This window comes from Pseudoalteromonas sp. SR45-1 (genome assembly GCF_014163655.1).
Taxonomy (GTDB): Bacteria; Pseudomonadota; Gammaproteobacteria; order Enterobacterales; family Alteromonadaceae; genus Pseudoalteromonas; species Pseudoalteromonas distincta.
In genome coordinates this window covers 1-18,278 of record NZ_JACJDR010000021.1, presented here as the reverse complement: position 1 = coordinate 18,278, position 18,278 = coordinate 1, and the positions used below count along the sequence as shown (strand labels likewise).

The 18,278-nt window shown below is 38.6% G+C and carries 13 protein-coding genes and 9 tRNA genes; 2 read left to right on the top strand and 20 right to left on the bottom strand.

The genetic code is table 11. The features are described 5' to 3' along the window. Positions 1-113: 113 nt before the first annotated feature. The 4 genes from H5089_RS17960 to H5089_RS17945 all read right to left on the bottom strand — a co-directional run bounded on the left by H5089_RS17960 (position 114) and on the right by H5089_RS17945 (position 5,947). Complete coding sequence (locus tag H5089_RS17960; RefSeq protein ID WP_182712788.1) at positions 114-1,175, bottom strand: alkaline phosphatase D family protein; 1,062 nt, start codon at positions 1,173-1,175, stop codon at positions 114-116. Further along, a complete protein-coding gene (locus H5089_RS17955) occupies positions 1,172-2,299 on the bottom strand; it encodes an alkaline phosphatase family protein (RefSeq protein ID WP_182712787.1) in 1,128 nt (375 codons plus the stop codon). Before H5089_RS17955 ends, H5089_RS17960 begins: the two co-directional genes overlap by 4 nt. 124 nt (positions 2,300-2,423) lie before the next feature. After that, entirely contained in the window at positions 2,424-4,709 is a 2,286-nt protein-coding gene (locus H5089_RS17950) for a TonB-dependent receptor domain-containing protein (RefSeq protein ID WP_182712786.1), read from the bottom strand. Positions 4,710-4,903: 194 nt separating this feature from the next. After that, entirely contained in the window at positions 4,904-5,947 is a 1,044-nt protein-coding gene (locus H5089_RS17945; protein ID WP_182712785.1) for an alkene reductase, read from the bottom strand. A gap of 224 nt (positions 5,948-6,171) precedes the next feature. Here H5089_RS17945 and H5089_RS17940 point away from each other — a divergent pair, with 224 nt between their 5' ends. Next, positions 6,172-6,561, top strand: a complete 390-nt coding sequence (locus H5089_RS17940; RefSeq protein ID WP_165723926.1) for a DUF2750 domain-containing protein — start codon at positions 6,172-6,174, stop codon at positions 6,559-6,561. A gap of 66 nt (positions 6,562-6,627) precedes the next feature. Here the strand turns inward: H5089_RS17940 and H5089_RS17935 are convergent, their stop codons facing one another. Together H5089_RS17935 and H5089_RS17930 are read right to left on the bottom strand one after the other, a co-directional pair. Continuing rightward, positions 6,628-7,497, bottom strand: a complete 870-nt coding sequence (locus H5089_RS17935) for an alpha/beta fold hydrolase (RefSeq protein WP_182712784.1) — start codon at positions 7,495-7,497, stop codon at positions 6,628-6,630. A gap of 106 nt (positions 7,498-7,603) precedes the next feature. Next, on the bottom strand, positions 7,604-8,929 hold the full coding sequence (locus H5089_RS17930; protein ID WP_182712783.1) for an OprD family outer membrane porin: 1,326 nt from the start codon (positions 8,927-8,929) through the stop codon (positions 7,604-7,606). Between the two features lie 624 nt (positions 8,930-9,553). Here H5089_RS17930 and H5089_RS17925 point away from each other — a divergent pair. Further along, complete coding sequence (locus H5089_RS17925) at positions 9,554-12,232, top strand: CHASE domain-containing protein (protein ID WP_182712782.1); 2,679 nt, start codon at positions 9,554-9,556, stop codon at positions 12,230-12,232. A 70-nt stretch (positions 12,233-12,302) separates the two neighbouring features. On the opposite strand, the gene H5089_RS17920 is transcribed toward H5089_RS17925, so the two are convergent. The 14 genes from H5089_RS17920 to tolA all read right to left on the bottom strand — a co-directional run. Further along, positions 12,303-12,392: transfer RNA gene (locus H5089_RS17920), tRNA-Ser, on the bottom strand. A 176-nt stretch (positions 12,393-12,568) separates the two neighbouring features. Further along, on the bottom strand, positions 12,569-13,609 hold the full coding sequence (gene nadA, locus H5089_RS17915; protein ID WP_002962419.1) for a quinolinate synthase NadA: 1,041 nt from the start codon (positions 13,607-13,609) through the stop codon (positions 12,569-12,571). A 141-nt stretch (positions 13,610-13,750) separates the two neighbouring features. Beyond that, a tRNA-Lys gene (locus H5089_RS17910) sits at positions 13,751-13,826 on the bottom strand. A 63-nt stretch (positions 13,827-13,889) separates the two neighbouring features. Next, a tRNA-Lys gene (locus H5089_RS17905) sits at positions 13,890-13,965 on the bottom strand. An 83-nt stretch (positions 13,966-14,048) separates the two neighbouring features. Next, positions 14,049-14,124, bottom strand: a tRNA-Lys gene (locus tag H5089_RS17900). Positions 14,125-14,148: 24 nt separating this feature from the next. Further along, positions 14,149-14,224, bottom strand: a tRNA-Lys gene (locus H5089_RS17895). A gap of 83 nt (positions 14,225-14,307) precedes the next feature. Continuing rightward, positions 14,308-14,383 (bottom strand) — tRNA-Lys (locus H5089_RS17890). Positions 14,384-14,468: 85 nt separating this feature from the next. Next, positions 14,469-14,544, bottom strand: a tRNA-Lys gene (locus H5089_RS17885). A gap of 84 nt (positions 14,545-14,628) precedes the next feature. Continuing rightward, positions 14,629-14,704 (bottom strand) — tRNA-Lys (locus H5089_RS17880). A 70-nt stretch (positions 14,705-14,774) separates the two neighbouring features. Then, positions 14,775-14,850 (bottom strand) — tRNA-Lys (locus tag H5089_RS17875). A gap of 226 nt (positions 14,851-15,076) precedes the next feature. After that, entirely contained in the window at positions 15,077-15,826 is a 750-nt protein-coding gene (gene ybgF / locus H5089_RS17870) for a tol-pal system protein YbgF (RefSeq protein WP_182712781.1), read from the bottom strand. A 13-nt stretch (positions 15,827-15,839) separates the two neighbouring features. Next, entirely contained in the window at positions 15,840-16,382 is a 543-nt protein-coding gene (gene pal, locus H5089_RS17865) for a peptidoglycan-associated lipoprotein Pal (RefSeq protein ID WP_002960636.1), read from the bottom strand. Positions 16,383-16,416: 34 nt separating this feature from the next. Next, complete coding sequence (gene tolB, locus H5089_RS17860; protein WP_138488837.1) at positions 16,417-17,775, bottom strand: Tol-Pal system beta propeller repeat protein TolB; 1,359 nt, start codon at positions 17,773-17,775, stop codon at positions 16,417-16,419. A gap of 9 nt (positions 17,776-17,784) precedes the next feature. After that, positions 17,785-18,278, bottom strand: a 494-nt coding sequence (gene tolA, locus H5089_RS17855; protein ID WP_182682631.1) for a cell envelope integrity protein TolA, incomplete at its 5' end; no start/stop codon positions are given.

Here is an 18,278-nt window from a genome sequence, read left to right as displayed (position 1 = left end):
TATTTTCAATATTAGGGGTAGCGCAAACAGGTAATTGGTATTAATAAATCAGAGAGTTAGCAAGTAATTTAAACGCACAGCATCTATTTTATATACTGTGCGTAGTAGTGAGTTTATTTATAAGGGCTAATACTTGATAAACTAAAGTCACTTTGCATTATTACTTCGCCATCAATGCCTTTTAATTTAAGTGAAATAGCGGGATCTGTTTGTTGCCAGTCTACGCTTAAATCACCATAATTTACGTTATGAGTAAAGTCCCCTACTCGGTGTTTGTTAGGGCTTACGTCTTTCCACTTTTCAGTTAAGCCAGAGCTAGTCATCTCAATTAATGGGTAATCAAGGTTTTGCTGAAACTTTGATATTTCGCCCCAGTGTGTGTCACCGCTTATAATCACTACCCCATTTACCTTGTGCTTTTTAATCAATGCAAATAAACGGTTTCTATCTTCAGGAAAGTTTGCCCATGACTCCCAACCTGTAAAATCGGGTAAAAGCTGTAAGCTTGAGGCAATCAATTTTATTGCAGCGGGCTTTTTAAGCTCTTGTTCAAGCCATTGCCACTGGGCTTCACCTATCATTGATGCGCCCTTCACTTCACTAGGACTATACGGGCCTTGGTTATTTAACTTACGCTTAGTGTAGTATTCAAGCTCACCTACATGGTTTAGCGCATCACGGTTCCAACGTAAATCAGGCATTATTACTTGTATGGTTTGCTCATTTTCACCATACATGTATGAGGTATAAATTCCATCAGGGCGAGTGCGACGGGCTGAGTTTGCAGGTTCATCCCAAAAATTAAGCATAATTTGGCGTGATTGCTCTTTATGCGGATACTCTTTACCTGCATCGTTTTGACCAAAATCGTGGTCATCCCACATAGCAATAATAGGCGTTTGCGCTTTTAACGTTTTAAAACCAGACTTTGCCCCTAAACGTTGATACTTATTGGCAAGTACATCCATATCGTTAGTATCACCGTAAATATTGTCACCTAAAAATATAAATAAATCGCCCTGCTCTTTATTAATTGCATTAAATATGGGAATGTTTTTATCTTGATGCCCACACGAACCAAACAGGATTTTAGATGGCGCGGCAGTAACATTCGCGCTAATAACCAAACTCAACGCCAAGGCTGATAGGGTCAATGGTTTAAATAGGTTCTTCATTTTAAAATCTCGCTAATAGCAGGTGCCATATTTGAATTTATTTCATTTGGGTTCTGCCCAAGAGCCTTTAAAACGGTCGCTGCTATTTGCGCTTGTTTAAGCTCATTTTTAGTTTTAATTAAGCCACTGCCTTTTATTGCAGGACCAATGGCAGCAAGCCAAATATGTTCGGAGCCGACAATTCCTTCTGGGTAAGTGTTTGCACCTAACTCTAGCTCAGCAAGTGCACGTTTAGAGCTGTGATGTTGCCAATCGTTGGCATTATTGCCACGCCCGTGATCAGTGGTAATAATTAGTGTGGTGTTATTTTTATAACCCACTGTAGTTTGAATGGTTGCCCATAAGTCTTTTATAAACGCGTCACTTTGCCTTGCCGATTTAAGGTATTGGTCGTAATGACCATCATGCGCAAAGTCATCGGTTTCGCCTAAACTTATCACTAACAACTTAGGCTTTTTAGCCAACATATACGCTTTAGCAAAGCGATATGTAAAACTGTCTAGTCGTACGTTATACCAAGGACTGGGGATTTCATTCTGTAGCGCATTTAACAGTGGCGCATCAGTGAATAAATTCTCTTCAATTGACATAAAACCTGCATTTACATACACGTTACTGCGCTTAGTATTTACAATGTATGGAAATACATCCCAACTACCAAATAAGGCTGTGCTACCTTTAAACTCAGGTAACTTATCTAAACGCTCTAAAATAGTTTTATTTGGGTTGAGCAATTTGTTGTTACTATTTATGTTTTCATCTACTTCACCGGTGAGTATTTCGTTATAACCAGGATATGAAAAATACCACGGGTTACTTACCGACATAGTAGAGCCGTTAGCTCTATCGCCAATTATAATCCCTTTTTTAGCCACTACTTGAGTTAAAAAAGGCATTAATAATTGCTGGCGCTCATTCGCTGTTTTTGCCCAAAATTGAGTCTTTAATTGCTCAGGCTTTTTAACAAAGTCAGTATTATTAATTAAGCTATTATCAGCCCCATTAAATATTTCTTGCCAGCGTACTCCATCAAGCGTTATCAGCACTACATTTTGCGCCGCATTAACCGCATTGCTTAATAATACAGTTAAGCTAAATACCACTACTTTTATTACTGAGTTCATAATATGTGTGTACCTTTTAAAAAAAGCCCATCAGTGATGGGCTTTAAAATATTTACTATTTAACCTGAACTCTGGTTAAGAGGTTTACTAACATAATTGAATAATAAGTTGCGTATTTTGAGTACTAAAAAGTAGCACTTAAAGTGACTGCCGCTGTACGCGGAGCACCTATAAAGTAAGTGGTACCATTGCCTGTACCGCCAGCTAGATAGCTTTTATCTGTCACGTTATAAACTACAAATGCAATATCTAGTGCTTTAAATGGGCTTGCATTTACTTCTGCTGAGTAACCTGCATTTAAATCCAGCACAGTGTAGCCGTCAACCTCACCACGTTCGCCGGTGTATTTAGCCGACAACCCAAAACGAAAATCCCCACTGTAGTAGTCTGTCGATAGCACGAATAAGTCATCGACTGAGTCAATTACTTTGTCACCTGCTTCAAAGCCTGGCGCGTCGCCCTTGTACTCCGAGTCGTTATTTGTATACGAGCTATATATATTCCACTCTGAATTAAGCATATAACTTGCAGAAAGCTCTAAACCTTTAGACTCAATACCACCTACATTTAAGTAAGAGCCATTAGTGCCTATTGTGTAATCAATACCGCCTGTATCGCTACCAGGTGCAATAAAGGTAATACGGTTATCAAACTCTATTGAATACGCTGTTGCTGTTAGTTTTAATGCATTATTTTGATAGCGCACACCAAGGTCAATATTTTCAGCGGTTTCAGGCTCGATGGCTGATAAATCCGAGCTATCACGTTCTAGTACACCGTCTTTAATAGCCGCAAAATTTTCGCTGTAACTGGTAAATAACTCTGTAGAGTCATTTAACTGATACAAAATACCGCCACTGAACAATATGTCTGAATCACTATTTATTTTTGCTGTGGTTGCATTTTGATAATGATCATACTTTTCAATATCAACAAGGTACTTTTTAACACCTAAGTTAAGTGTAAAATCACCAAGCGCCATTGAATCTTGCGCATACCATTTTAGAGTGTCAGTTTCAAAAGTGTTTTTGTATTGTGTCCAGTATGGAGTGCTATCAAAGTGATGATAAATACGCGCATCAATTACCTTGTGCCAATCACGAGATTCTTCACGGTCACTTTGTTCATACCATAAACCTGCTTCTATATCATGCATACCAAAAGAGGCTTGGTAGTTTGCCGTTAAACCGAGGCGGTCTTTTTTGTAATGCGTATGGCGATACGACATAACATGTGTTGCTGTATCGTCGTAACACGCTGGGTTTAAACCAGGACCCGATTCCCATGGCCAGCTTAAACTTGCCGTACATTCTTCGTTTGGTGCAAGCGGATTCCCTTCACTATCAGCAAATCCGTAAGAGCCAGCATTTGTTCCGCCCTCAGTTGTTGGATTACCATTTTCATCAACAGGGGTCGTTAAATACGGTGGGATCCAATCCCCACGCCCTGAATTTTTATGATAATACGGGCTAACGGTAATAAGTGATGTTGGAGAAAGTGCATATTCCAATTTTAAATACGCTAGAGTGTTTTCGCGAAGCGTACCCCAGCCTTCTGCGAACATTTGGTCAAAATGTGGGACACCAGTCCAATTCCATGTCAGCTGATCCCAATCTGGTGTTTGCTCAAACTGCTCAATACTTACACTATTGTAGTTTGTCTCGCTTACATCATCATAAGATAAACGACCAATAATGGTTAAATCCGTAAGCGTAGTTACAAATTTAAGCTCAGCGTGTTGGTTATCTTTCCCGCCATTACTACCTGAACCAATCCAACGGCTTGTATCGGTTTGCGAGTAACTTACATACGCTTGTGTATTATCAAAAATCGTACCTGTTTCGTGCTTAACGTAATAGCGTGTGGCATCGTGACTGCCTGAGGTATAAGCAAAAGTGGTGCTTTTATCTAAACTTGGTGCTTTACTTACAAAATTAAATGTACCGCCAAGCGCTTCAAGTGAAGCCGATTTAATGTCAGACGTCCCTTGACCAACCTCTACCGTTGCTAAATTTTCGCTCTCCAAGTAACGATTAGCTTTAGCACCGCCACCATAATTAGAACCACCATTGGGAATACCATCAACAGTCATACCTAATTGTTGTTGGTTTGAGTCAATACTAAAACCACGCATTGTAATAGTCGTTGACCAATCATCGCCACCAAATGCATCACCTTCGTTAATACTAATACCCGGTAAGTTATCAATAACCGATAATATGCTCGATACCGAACTTTGTTGCTCAAGCATTGCAGGCTCAATAACATTGTTTGCGTAACTTGTTGGTTTTGCCGTTACTGTAATTTCTTCAATTTCGTTATCGTTATCGTTATCGTTTGCGTAAGCGGATGTTGATACAGCCATGGCAATAGCAATGCTCAAAAGTGATTTGTTTTTTAAAGCGTACATTGTTGTCCCGTTTGATTTTAATTATGAAATATGAAAACGAGCACAGTATGAATTTTAAATATGACAACGAGGATGAACTTTATTTACATAAAGGTTAAACAAATATGGAAGATTTATGGCGAGAATATGTACAAAAAAAGACACTCAAAGGTTTAACTTTGGGTGCCTTAATAACTAAATATAATATTTAGCTGTTACTTCAATTCAGCTAGCATTTCATCGCTGTAAGGTACTAACTCTTCACCGTTTGCAATTTTGCTAATGTAATCTGGGTTTGCGATAAGTGGGCGACCAATAGCGATTAAATCAAACTTAGCATCGTTAATTGCCTCTTTTGCTGACTCAAAAGTATAGCTGCCTACGCCTACTAATGTACCTTTGTAGCCTGCACGTAAAAATTCAGACGTCGTTTTACCTTCAAGCGACTCAAACGCTGTACTGTCGTCAAAAATACCGCCGTGTAAGTATGCTAAATCTCTCTTCTCAAGCTCTGGTAATAAGTAATCAAATACCGCTTTATCACGGCTATCTTCGCTCATATTAAAATAAGCACCCGGTGTAACACGTAAAGCAGTACGCTCATTACCTACAGCGGCGATAACTGCATCGGTTACTTCTAGTGCAAAACGCGACATATTTTCAGGCGTTTGACCGTATTCGTCGCTGCGTGTATTTGCAGCGTAATGTAAAAACTGGTCAATCAAATACCCGTTAGCACCGTGAATTTCTACCCCGTCAAAACCCGCTTCAATCGCATTTTCTGCCGCTTTTGCGTAATCAGCTACTAGGCCCTTAATGTCATCTATAGTCGCTGCTTTTGGTGTGATATATGTAAGCTCACGCATACGAGGCACAGAGCCTTCAACGCCAATTGCCGATGGTGCCAGTACATCGCCATCAAAAAAGTGAGGATGTGCAACACGGCCAACATGCCAAAGCTGTGCAAACATTTTGCCGCCATTAGCGTGCACTGCGTCTGTTACTTTTTTCCAACCTTGAATTTGCTCACTGGTAAATAAACCCGGTGTATTTGGGTAACCTTGCGCATCTGGACGAATAATAGTTGCTTCGCTAATAATTAAACCGGTTTCGGCACGGCGAGCATAATATTCAACCATATCTTGTGTTGGCACTAAGTTATCGTCAGCCATACAACGCGTTAATGGTGCCATAAGTACGCGGTTTTTAAGCTCAATCGTATTATTTAGTTTAAACGGAGCAAGTAGATCAGTAGTCATTTTTCAATCCTTCATTAAGTATATGCTTACTACAATGTGGCCTTTTTACAAACATTCAAGCTTATTTTGAATGATCGCTCAAATTAGTTGTGACTTATACTGTTCAATATACAAATTAGATCTGCATTGCTGAAATTAAATAGCAACTTTTCAACACTCTGTCATATAACTCGATATACTTGTGTGCATATAATTTAGATATAGTAATTAAGAGTGAGCTAATTATGACAACGCCAAATTTAAGCGAAGAACAAGCTGTAATTTTAGGGCTTGGGGCAAAAAAACGCCTAGCCTATATGTTCGAAACCGTACAACAATTTAAACAAGTATGGATTTTAAACGACAATGATGGCTGCGTTATGCTTGCCAACGAAGATGACGACTGCGTACCAGTTTGGCCAACTCGCGAATTTGCAGAGGCATGGGCAACTGGCGAATGGGCTGGCTGCAGCGCTAAAGCAATTCCACTTGCTGACTGGTTTAGTCGCTGGACACCAGGCCTTGAAGAAGATGACCTACTTATTGCAGCCTTCCCTACAGAGGAAGACGACGGCACGATATTGTTTTCAGACGAGTTTGAAAAACAATTAAAAGCACCGAAGAAAAAATATTAAGGTTCAAAGCCTAAATACTCAGAGTTATTAATTTATAAACGCGGCACTTAATTTAGTGCCGCGTTTTTATTGGCAATTTCTAAAATCCAAATAAGCCTGCGTAATAGCATCTGGATTTTCTACTTGCGGATAATGCCCAAGCTCTACAAACTCTTGTAAGCGCGCATTGGGAATAAGCTTTTTATAATGTTCAATCATGTGCTTACCAGAGATAGGATCTTCTGCGCCTGCTATAAACGTAAGTGGTATATTGCTATTTATGATGGCACCAACCCAGCGTTCTCGGTTTTGCTGCCTCTGCTTTATATAGCTAATGAGTTTAGGCATAACGGCTAAACCATCTTTATAAATTAGCAACTCCCAAAGTGTGTCTACCACTTGTTTTGAGGGCGGTGTACTTTTACTAAAAATAGTAACTAAATTATTGGCAAATTTTTGTTTATTCATTAATTTTGGCACTATCCAACCTAGCTTTGAAAGTAAAAGCTTTTGTATAAATAATGGTTTATGCACCTCAGGAAATAACCCACCATTTAAAAAACACACGCTGTTTATTTTAAAGTCACTTTGGCTAACCACTTGCCTTGCTAATAACTCTTGAGCCACTGTATCGCCATAGTCATGAGCTAAAATATGTACATCATTAATATTTAACGTTTTTAAAAATTGGGTATATAAGTCGGCTTGTTCGGTAATTTTATAAGTAGCGTTTATTGGTTTATCTGACAAACCAAAACCTAGCATATCGAGCGTAATTACAAAATAATGTTCACTAAGGGTTTGCCACATACCTTCCCAATCCCAGCTAGCACTTGGAAAGCCATGTATTAAAAGCAGCGCAGGCTTAGTTATATCACCAGCTATTTTTGTAAATATTTGATGGCCAGAAATATGAGTGAATTGGCCCTGCGATTGCCACTGTTGAAGAGAAAACATATATTAGCTTTATTTTTATTATCTATTTGTTAGTTTTATCATAGTGATAATTAATAAAGGAAATAAAACCAATGTATAAATTTGCATTGGCTTATTAAAAGTCATGTCAAAATTTAATAGTGTAATCTACATAAACTCGGTGGTCGGCTCTGTCGCCTTTAACACCATCAACGCTGCCTGATTTTTCGGTTGTATAATCTACAAATAACCAGCGCAAACTTAAGCCTTTTATTTTCTCAACTTTATAGCGCGTATCTACAGCCCAATATTTTTCGTCAGCTGTGCCAGCTAACTTACCCAGCGCAGAGTTTTCAGCATCGCTACCGCTTGTGTAGTAAAACTTTGTTGTTAAACCTGGCGATACTGCTTTTAAATCAATGCCAAAACGTGCCTGCCACGTTGCCTCGTTTTGATTTGTTAAATCGGCACCAATCAATGAGCGAGTTGGAAATGGGTTTGTACCATGATCGCCACTAAAGTTATCTTCAATCCAAGCATCACTTACCTTAGTAAATGCCGCACCTACACTCCAAATATCTTTTTTCCAATCAGCATCCAAGTAATAGGCAAATCCATCGTTTTCACTTTTAGTTAAACCTGTTAAAGCATCAGGTGCATCCTCATCATCTAAATCACCGCCCTCTGCGCCTGTCACAAATAAATCGCCATCATCTTGTGAGGTAAATATGCCAGTTGAAAGGGTTAACTTACTTTGCTCAAGTTTAATGTCGTAACTGATTTTTAATCCCATTTTATTTAGATAATTGTGGGAATTTAAATATTCAGCCTCTAATGTTATGTCGTCTTTTTTATGCGTAGCACCTACGCCCCAAATTACGCTAATGGCGCCAGGTGCCGATTGGTCGGTAGAAAAGTCTTCCCATCTTTCATCATGTCGACGGCTCCATTTATCGTATACGTAACCATATAATTTAGTGTTGCCAATTTTGTAATCGCCAAAAACGCCTCTAAAAGTATTAGGAATAGCACGGCTGCCTGAGCTTTTTAAAAGCATGCTTTTGGTTTTTTGCCCACCTACTTTAACGTGACCGTTTTTGCCCAATTTAAAATCTAAAAAATATTGACCAAATTTAGAAAAGCTATCGCCTACTCCACCACTCTCATTACCTGCTGGTAAAATATTACCTGCGGCTGAACCTGTAGAGTTAATATTCATTACTGTGTAAGTCGATACACCCACACTCAATAAATCGTTTATATAACCCGATGTGTAATTGAGCTCTATACCTTGAGCAAAAGTTGAATCGTCACTTGCGTCGTTATCGTAGTCACGGTCGAAATAAATTGATCTAAGTTTTAAATTAAATTCATCTTGTTCTGTCAGCCCATTAACAGCGGCATACGAAGGAATAGAAATGCATGTTAATACTGCGCCTGTTGCCGCAAGTAATTTAGATACTCGGTGAGCCATAGTTATCTCCGTTATCTTGTTTTTTAAGTTTTTACTGTGCAGCACATAGGGATGTGTATGCTTTTTGACCTACACGGCAAACACGTCATAAGGTAATTACATTTCAAGTTATTACATTTCTTTCATGCTAGTAAATATAGAACAATATAAATTTATAATGTTTTAATTTTCATATTATAAAATAGTAAGAGTTTGTTTTATTTCGGATGAATTGTAAAAATTGGTAAAGATTACCTCTTGCTCACTCGTATCTAAGTCGCTAATTTTATTTAAAAAAGCCTCATAATATTAATTGAATTTTACTTGATTTAAACTTACCTAAGTAAAGTTATGAGCAGCTAATTTCTTATAAAAATCAATAAGCACAAACACCAGCGCCTTTTGCTACTACTTTTGTTGGTATCTATAAAGTGATGCAGAATTTATAAATTATTATATTTATATGCACTTTAGTTTTATCTTGAGGCTTAAAATCAACTTTTTAGACTCCCCCTACTCTAAACCTCTATAAAATATATACATTCCAATTAATAACAAAGTTGTGTCTTGAATAATAGGTGCTATATTTATCACGTTATTAAAATAGAAACACACTTACTGCGACTCATGAAAAAGGATTAATTAATGATTCAAGCACGACCGGTTAATAAAGGGTTATTAATCTCACTGCTTCCTCACGTCATTTTATTAGTTGCGGGCATTATACTTACCTACTTTGCTCATATTAAACACCAAGAAGCCATAAAAAATAAAATAAACAATGCGCTTGATAACCGCCTATCATCGCTTTCTACAGGTATTAACAGTAGGCTCGATTTGTATCAATATGGGCTATTTGGTTTAAAGGGCTTTGTACATGGGATAGGTGCAAATAACTTAAACTATCAAGCCATAACTAACTACTCTGGGAGCCGTAACTACGCTAAAGAATTCCCTGGAGCTAATGGTATTGGTTATATAAAAAAAGTTAGCGTTGAGCAATTAAATAAATTTTTGAATGATGCAAAAAACGATAGACCCGATCAGACATTTAATTTGAATACACTCGTAGCGACTAGTGATGAGCATTTTATAATTCAATATATTTTTCCTGAGCAAAAAAACTTACAAGCAATTGGATTAGATATTGGATCTGAGAGCATGCGTAAACAGGCAGCACTAAATGCTGCCATAAATAATACAACCCAATTAACGGCGCCACTGACTTTAGTACAAGCGAATAAACTCTCGCAACAAGGCTTTTTAATATTAGTGCCAATATATAAAACCATTACTATTTCTGATAATAAAAAACAGCGCCTTAATGAGCTTTTAGGTTGGGCATATTCGCCGTTGTTAATTGATAAAATTTTAGACTCACTTTCACACCTTGATGAAAATCAACTAACGATAAGTGATATAAATAACAATACTGAGACTGATTTTTTTAGTTATGGCATAAAAAGCAAAACTAACGATTATCAATTAACTAAAATTATAAAATTAATGGGTAGAACGTGGAAAATTACCATTGATGCCTCAGACGCCTTTATTTATAACCTTCATCTCCCTAGTCGGTATCAAGCCATTGTTAATGGCTCTTTCGCCACTATTGGCTGTATGTTTGTAGTTTTTTTAATGCAATTGTTTATTTTTAGAAGAAACCAAAGAATTAAGAGAAAAACACTTCAGGCTAAAAAAAATAAACTCGCATTGCAGCAAGCAAATTTAAAACTAGAAAGCGAAGTTAAACAACGTACGCAAGAAATAGCCGATATGAGCATGCTCCAACAAAGTATTTTAAACAGTGCTAGTTATTCAATTATTGCGACCGACACAAACGGCTTAATCACTCTATTTAATCCCGCCTCAGAAAAGTTATTAGGCTACAAAGCGCAAGATGTTATTGGCATTAAAAACCCTGGCATATTTCATTTAAAAGAAGAAATTATAAAAAAGGCTAAACTACTTAGTGCTGAATTAAATAAACCTGTCGCCCCTGGTTTTGAAGTATTTATCTTAAAAGCAACAGCAACAGAGCCAGATATTAATCAATGGACATACATTTCTTCTACAGGCGAGCAAATACAAGTTAATTTAAGTGTCACTTCGTTGTTAAATAACGAAGGAGACACCGTTGGCTACTTAGGTATTGCTTACGATTTAACAGAACAAATTGACCACGAGCAAGCCCTTGGTCACTCAAAAGAACTTGCTGAGCAAGCATCGCAAGCAAAGTCTGAATTTTTAGCAAATATGAGCCACGAAATACGAACCCCAATGAACGGTATACTTGGCACATTACAACTATTACAAGAACAACCGCTTAATGAAAAATCAAAAGAGTATTTAAAAAAATCACTATATTCAACTCGAGCACTCACCACCATTATTAACGATATTCTTGATTTTTCTAAAATAGAGGCCGGCAAGCTCTCATTAGAGAATAAGCCTTTTGACTTTTTTGAACTTATTCATCACTTAGAGTCAGACTTAGGTGTGCAAGCAACAGATAAAAACATTTACCTTAAATTTGTGATTGATATTGAGCACAAGCATTGGGTGGGCGACCCAGTTAGACTCAGACAGGTATTTTTAAACTTAATATCTAACGCGATTAAGTTTACATCTCAAGGTGGCGTTACAGTAACGTTTAGGCTAACCGACGAAAAAAAAATATGTTGTTGTATATCAGACACCGGAATTGGAATCTCTGAGCAAGCAATTGATCGATTGTTTGAGCGCTTTGAACAAGCGGAGCAATCAACCACGCGTGAATATGGTGGTACGGGCCTTGGCTTACCCATCACTAAATCATTAATAGGCCTGATGAATGGCGAAATTAAAGTAACAAGCCAGTTAGGTTCAGGGAGTCAGTTTTATGTGTACTTACCATTAAAACAAGCGCAGGTGGATGACAGCACATTAATAACTAAAAATATTGAGCTTCCTGACCTATCTGGAAAAATTATTTTATTAGCTGAAGATAATAAAATAAATCAGCTTGTTGCAGCTGCGATGCTTGAACCAACTAAAGCCACCATTATTATTGCCAACAATGGTTTAGAAGCGATTTCATTATACGAGTTACACAAACCAGACATTATTTTTATGGACATTCAAATGCCAAAAATGGATGGTCTTCAGGCATGTAAAATAATTAAGACGCTTAATAGCGAACAAATTGTTATTGCATTAACTGCTAATGTTTTTACAGAACAAAAAGAAATATACAGGCGGTTATTTGATGGTTACGTTTCAAAACCAATCGAGAAACATGAACTTGTCGGCATGTTATCGACACTTTGCTTAGTAAATAATTAGTCATTCTGAAGGCATTAAAAAACCCAGTTATTGTTACCTTTCGATATTAATAACTGGGCTCTAAGAATAATGGTGGAGGGAGAGGGATTCGAACCCTCGTTAGGGATAAACCTAAACACACTTTCCAGGCGTGCGCCTTCAGCCACTCAGCCATCCCTCCACGGTGCTGCAATTGTGTAATGCAACAGCGCGCTATAGTATGAAATAGACCCTTAAGGTGCAAGGCATTTTTAAATTTGGGCCTTCAAATGCTTACTAATCAAGCAACACTTACCTATAGGCACAAAAAAACGGCTAAATCTAAGACTTAACCGTTTTTAATTTATACTTTAAAAGTTACTTAGCCATGCTCGCAGTAAACTCAAGCATGCGATTTAAGGATTTAAGTGCGCCTTCGCGTAAATCCATATCAACGAATACTTCTTTACCTTTAGGGCTTATGAGGGCTTCCTCAATCGCTTTTAAGCCATTCATTGCCATCCAAGGGCAGTGTGCGCAACTTTTACATGAAGCGCCCTCACCTGCCGTAGGAGCCGCAAAAAACTCTTTATCTGGACATAGTTGCTGCATTTTATAAAAGATGCCGCGATCGGTTGCTACAATAAACTTTTTGTTGTCCATTGTTTGCGCTGCTTTGATTAATTGGCTCGTAGATCCAACCGAATCGGCAAGAGCAACTATTTCTGCTGGTGACTCAGGATGAACTAATACGCCTGCATCTGGGTGTAGCGCTTTCATGTCTTTAAGTGCTTTTGTTTTAAACTCGTCATGTACAATACATGCGCCATTCCACATAAGCATATCAGCACCGGTATTTTTTTGAATATAACTACCAAGGTGCTTATCTGGGCCCCAAATGATTTTTTCGCCTTGCTCATCGAGGTGCTCTACTATTTCAAGTGCACAGGATGAAGTTACAATCCAATCTGCACGTGCTTTAACAGCCGTAGAGGTGTTTGCATATACAACTACTTTACGATCAGGGTGCTGATCGCAAAACGCAGAGAACTCGTCTATCGGGCAGCCAATATCTAACGAACATGTTGCTTCAAGCGTTGGCATAACAACCGTTTTATTTGGCGTTAAAATTTTGGCTGTTTCGCCCATAAATTTTACGCCCGCAACAATAATCATATCTGCATCGTGACGTGCGCCAAAACGCGCCATTTCTAGCGAGTCGGCAACGCAGCCGCCGGTTTCTTCAGCAAGTGCTTGAATTTCAGGATCGGTATAATAATGGGCAACAAGTACTGCATTTTTATCTTTTAGTAATTGTTTTATACGCGCTTTATATTCGCCTTGCTCGTCTTGTGTTAACGGTGCTGGCTTAGGGGGAAAAATATAACCTTCAGGCATAATAGTTTGAGCTAGACTCATGTTCTCGACCACTTATCTACAGTGCATTAATTAGGGCGAATTATACGAGAATATGAAAGCAAATAACAGCGAACTAGTAAGGCTGTTTATAAAAAATAAAGTGGGAAATTAAAAAAGAATATAAAGGAAAGTATTAGAGAGTGGTGGGTCATGATGGATTTGAACCATCGACCAATTGATTAAAAGTCAACTGCTCTACCAACTGAGCTAATGACCCGCTCTAATATAAATCTGCTTTGTAAAAAGCTTGCGTAAATCCGCCGATTAAACTGTCATAGAATGGTGGGTTATGATGGATTTGAACCATCGACCAATTGATTAAAAGTCAACTGCTCTACCAACTGAGCTAATAACCCGCTCTATGCAATTATTCAATTAAGAATGAAGCTTACGTATATCCGCCGACTAATGCCAAACCCTATTCACAAGGAATAAAGAATGGTGGGTCATGATGGATTTGAACCATCGACCAATTGATTAAAAGTCAACTGCTCTACCAACTGAGCTAATGACCCGCTCTTATATAACTTTTCATAGAATGGTGGGTTATGATGGATTTGAACCATCGACCAATTGATTAAAAGTCAACTGCTCTACCAACTGAGCTAATAACCCGCTCTATGCACTTATTCAATTATGAATGAAGCTTACGTAAATCCGCCGATTGATTCCAAACCGTATTCACAAGGAATAAAGAATGGTGGGTCATGATGGATTTGAACCATCGACCAATTGATTAAAAGTCAACTGCTCTACCAACTGAGCTAATGACCCGCTCTATTGTTACGTTTAAATGCAACTTACTACTTTGCGTAAATCCGCCGATTGGAACCAGTCATTATTCACAAGGAATAAAGAATGGTGGGTTATGATGGATTTGAACCATCGACCAATTGATTAAAAGTCAACTGCTCTACCAACTGAGCTAATAACCCATTCCAGTTGCTAACTTATTACTAAGTTAAAGCTTACGTAAATCCGCCGATTGATGCCAAACCGTATTCACAAGGAATAAAGAATGGTGGGTCATGATGGATTTGAACCATCGACCAATTGATTAAAAGTCAACTGCTCTACCAACTGAGCTAATGACCCGCTCTGACGTTGCGTTTTATAACAACTTAGTATTGTACGTAAATCCGCCGATAAAAGACCATTCAAAGAATGGTGGGTTATGATGGATTTGAACCATCGACCAATTGATTAAAAGTCAACTGCTCTACCAACTGAGCTAATAACCCGCTCTTTTTGTCGCATTTCGAGTGGGGTAACCATTCGTTTGCTGCGGGCGCTTATAATACTTATTTATAAAATGAGTGCAACCGAAATTGTCTCTTTTTTTAAGTTTTTATGTCTAGATGCACAAAATTAAACCGTTTGTGCTCAAACTACATGCAAATCCAAGATTCTTCGAGAGTTTCCATGTAGTTTGCTCGCCTTAACTAGAAATTTAATCGCTGGTGAACTTTAGTTTCCCAAACGATCAGTTGCTAGTTTTGCAGCGGTAGTACTTGGGTATTGATTGATAAGATCGCTCAATATTTTTTGTGCTTGCGCCGCTGAACCTTGATCTTGTAAAAGTGTGCCTAACTTTAGCATTGCATCAGGGCGTTTATTAGAATTTGGAAATTCGTTAACAACCACTTTAAAATGCTCCACCGCTTTTACGCCATCATTTTTAATAGTAAGCAACTGCCCTAACCAATAATGCGCGTTAGACGCATATACAGAGTTTGGATAGGTAGTTAAAAACGTTTGAAATTCAGGAATCGCTTGATCATAACGTTTATCTTTCATTATTAACGCAACAGCACGCTCGTACGCTTCATTTTCAGATAAGTCACTGCTGTAGCTCTGTGCATCGTTTGGCTGCGCCTGATCGACTACTGGAGCTGCTGTTGGCTGTGTATAAGCCTGGCTCACGCGGTTTTCAATCTCTTGATACAACTCACGCTGACGCTGCAGTACTTTTTCAAGTTTGTAGCTTTGCTCTTCAGTTACACCGCGAATTTGACTTACTTCGTCTTGTAACAAGTTAAGTTGTTGCTGTAACTCTACTTGTAAAAAGTTACGCGACTGCATCATATCCTCAAGCGACGCTAATCGCTTCTCAATACTTGATTGTGAACTTGCAGCTTCTGAAACAGGAGCGGGAGCAGCCATTAACTGGGTGCTCCCGCTCAATATCATGGCTGCCAAAATAATTTTCGGCTTCATAATATCTCTTATCTTAGTAAACTAGTACCGCACGGCGGTTTTTAGCGAAAGCTGATTCAGTGCGAGATTTAACCATTGGCTTCTCTTCACCGTAGCTTACCACTGACATTTGGCTAGCTGAAACACCTAAGCTTAATAGGTATTTTTCAACTGCTTGGCCACGGTGCTCACCTAGTGCAATATTGTACTCTGGAGTACCGCGCTCATCTGCGTGGCCTTCAATTAGAACTTTAACTGATGGGTTTTGAACTAAAAACTCAGCATGTGCACGAAGTAAATCTGCGTACTTACCTTCAACAGTCGCTTTATCAAAGTCAAAGTAAATTACTTGCTCTTGACGAAGTGCTTCGTACTTTTGACGAAGTTGCTCTTCTGCTTGTTGCTCAGGAGAGATTGTAGCTACTTCAACTGTATCAGTGTTAGTTGATTGCTCAACAACGCCTTGATTTGATTGGTTTGCAGCACCTTCATCAATATCAGAAGATGAGCTACAAGCTGCTAATGTCATTACTGGCACAGCAATTAGCAGGCCTTTAAGTATTTTGTTAAGTTGCATTGAGTAGATTCCTATTTTGAGTAAACCAGTAATATTACTGTAAGTATGGCGACCAAGCTGGTGCCTTTACTTGTCCGTCTAGCACAGGTAACCGTGCTTTAAAGCGGCCGTCCATCGATACTAGCGCAAGTACCTGTTTATTATTATGAAGCGTGCTATATATAATCATCGAACCATTTGGCGCTATGCTCGGTGATTCATCTAGGCGTGTTCTCGTTAATACTTGAAACGCACCTGTAGCCAGCTCTTTCTTAGCAAGATGGTACTGCCCATTGGTACGGTTAACCATCACTAATTCTTTTCCATCTGGTGTTATAGAACCAGCAAGGTTCATATCACCATCAAAGGTGAGTCGTTGTGACCTACCTGTTTTTAAATTTAACTTATAAATCTGAGCATTACCACCCCTTTCAGATGTAAACACAATATCTTGGCCATTAGGGTACCAAGATGGCTCAGTATCTATGCTACGATGATTTGTTAAGCGTGTTTCCTTACGTGTAGCAAGGTCAAGCATGTAAACTTCTGTCGCACCCGTCTTATCCTTAGAAAGCACTAATAATAGCTTTTTACCATCTGGCGAAAACTGCGGTGCACCATTAATACCACGGTAGCTTGCTATTATTTCACGCTTACCTGTGTATATATCTTGAATGTAAATTTGGCTTTGACGGTTTTCAAACGTTACATACGCTAGTTTAGTACCATTTGGTGACCATGCTGGCGACATTAATGGTTCTTTTGAACGAAGTAATACCTGTTCGTTAAAACCATCGTAATCAGCAACGACTAGCTGATAAGGTTTAGGCTCGTTATCACGTACTATTACATATGCAATTTTAGTTAAAAACGCGCCCTTTTCACCCGTTAGCTTTTCATAAATAACATCACTAATGCGGTGTGAATAACGACGAAAACCACTCTCGCCAATAACACTTTCACGCGCTTCTAAAATATGATCTTGGCTTTTAACTAACTTACCGTTACTCATCATTTGCGTATTGCCACCGGTAATTTGGCCGCGAATCACATCAACTAACTCATAACGAACTAAATAACGCCCATCAGTTTGTTGTTCAACCTCACCAACAAGAACAGCTTCAACACCTTTATTAACCCAAGACGCATAATCAATTTCGCCATCTTTACTTGGCTGTTGCGGCATTTGCGCCACATCAACAGGTTTAAACTTACCACTGCGCATTAAATCGGCAGCAATAACACCACTTAGCTTTTCAGGAATTGGACCAACACCTTGGTATTTAAAAGGTACAATGGCAATAGGCCTTGCACCGTCTACACCTTCTGTTATTACAATTTCAAGCGCTGCATTAGCAACACCCGTAAACCCAAACAGTAAAACTAAACAGGCTATTTTTATTTTGTTGAACATATCATTCCTTTAAAATTCTGGCTTGATTGTTAAATTAATATTCTTAAGTTTTTCGAATACGTCTTTATCTTTAGATACCGGTAATGTGTCAGCCATGCGCACTGCTCTTAATGCAGCTTCACATACTAACTTGTCGCCACCTAATGATTTAACTTGCGTTACTAAACCATTAAAGCCCAAACGAATATTAACTCGGCACTGTTGGTTTTTCATTTTTTCATCAATCAGTAAGTTTTGCTGAATACGCGCCATAATTAATGCACGGTACTTATCAACTTCGCTCACCACTTGTTGCTGACGTATTTTACTACGGGCAGCCTGCTCTTTGGCAAGTTGCTCTTGTAACATTTGCTCTTGCATTGCTTGCTGGCGTTTACGTTCGGCCTCAGCAGCACGCTCTTTTGCTTCCTCTTCACGCTTTTTGCGCTCAGCTTCTGCTTTTTTAAGCGCTTCTTCTTCAGCTTTGCGTTTGTCAGCTGCTGCTTTTGCTGCGTTTTCAGCTT

Excerpts from the sequence above, each read along its gene's own strand:
- tolB (WP_138488837.1), bottom strand. The coding sequence starts at position 17,775 with ATGTTCAACAAAATAAAAATAGCCTGTTTAGTTTTACTGTTTGGGTTT.
- H5089_RS17955 (WP_182712787.1), bottom strand. The coding sequence starts at position 2,299 with ATGAACTCAGTAATAAAAGTAGTGGTATTTAGCTTAACTGTATTATTA.
- H5089_RS17930 (WP_182712783.1), bottom strand. The coding sequence starts at position 8,929 with ATGGCTCACCGAGTATCTAAATTACTTGCGGCAACAGGCGCAGTATTA.
- H5089_RS17960 (WP_182712788.1), bottom strand. The coding sequence starts at position 1,175 with ATGAAGAACCTATTTAAACCATTGACCCTATCAGCCTTGGCGTTGAGT.
- H5089_RS17950 (WP_182712786.1), bottom strand. The coding sequence starts at position 4,709 with ATGTACGCTTTAAAAAACAAATCACTTTTGAGCATTGCTATTGCCATG.
- H5089_RS17935 (WP_182712784.1), bottom strand. The coding sequence starts at position 7,497 with ATGTTTTCTCTTCAACAGTGGCAATCGCAGGGCCAATTCACTCATATT.
- H5089_RS17945 (WP_182712785.1), bottom strand. The coding sequence starts at position 5,947 with ATGACTACTGATCTACTTGCTCCGTTTAAACTAAATAATACGATTGAG.
- ybgF (WP_182712781.1), bottom strand. The coding sequence starts at position 15,826 with ATGAAGCCGAAAATTATTTTGGCAGCCATGATATTGAGCGGGAGCACC.
- pal (WP_002960636.1), bottom strand. The coding sequence starts at position 16,382 with ATGCAACTTAACAAAATACTTAAAGGCCTGCTAATTGCTGTGCCAGTA.
- H5089_RS17940 (WP_165723926.1), top strand. The coding sequence starts at position 6,172 with ATGACAACGCCAAATTTAAGCGAAGAACAAGCTGTAATTTTAGGGCTT.
- H5089_RS17925 (WP_182712782.1), top strand. The coding sequence starts at position 9,554 with ATGATTCAAGCACGACCGGTTAATAAAGGGTTATTAATCTCACTGCTT.
- nadA (WP_002962419.1), bottom strand. The coding sequence starts at position 13,609 with ATGAGTCTAGCTCAAACTATTATGCCTGAAGGTTATATTTTTCCCCCT.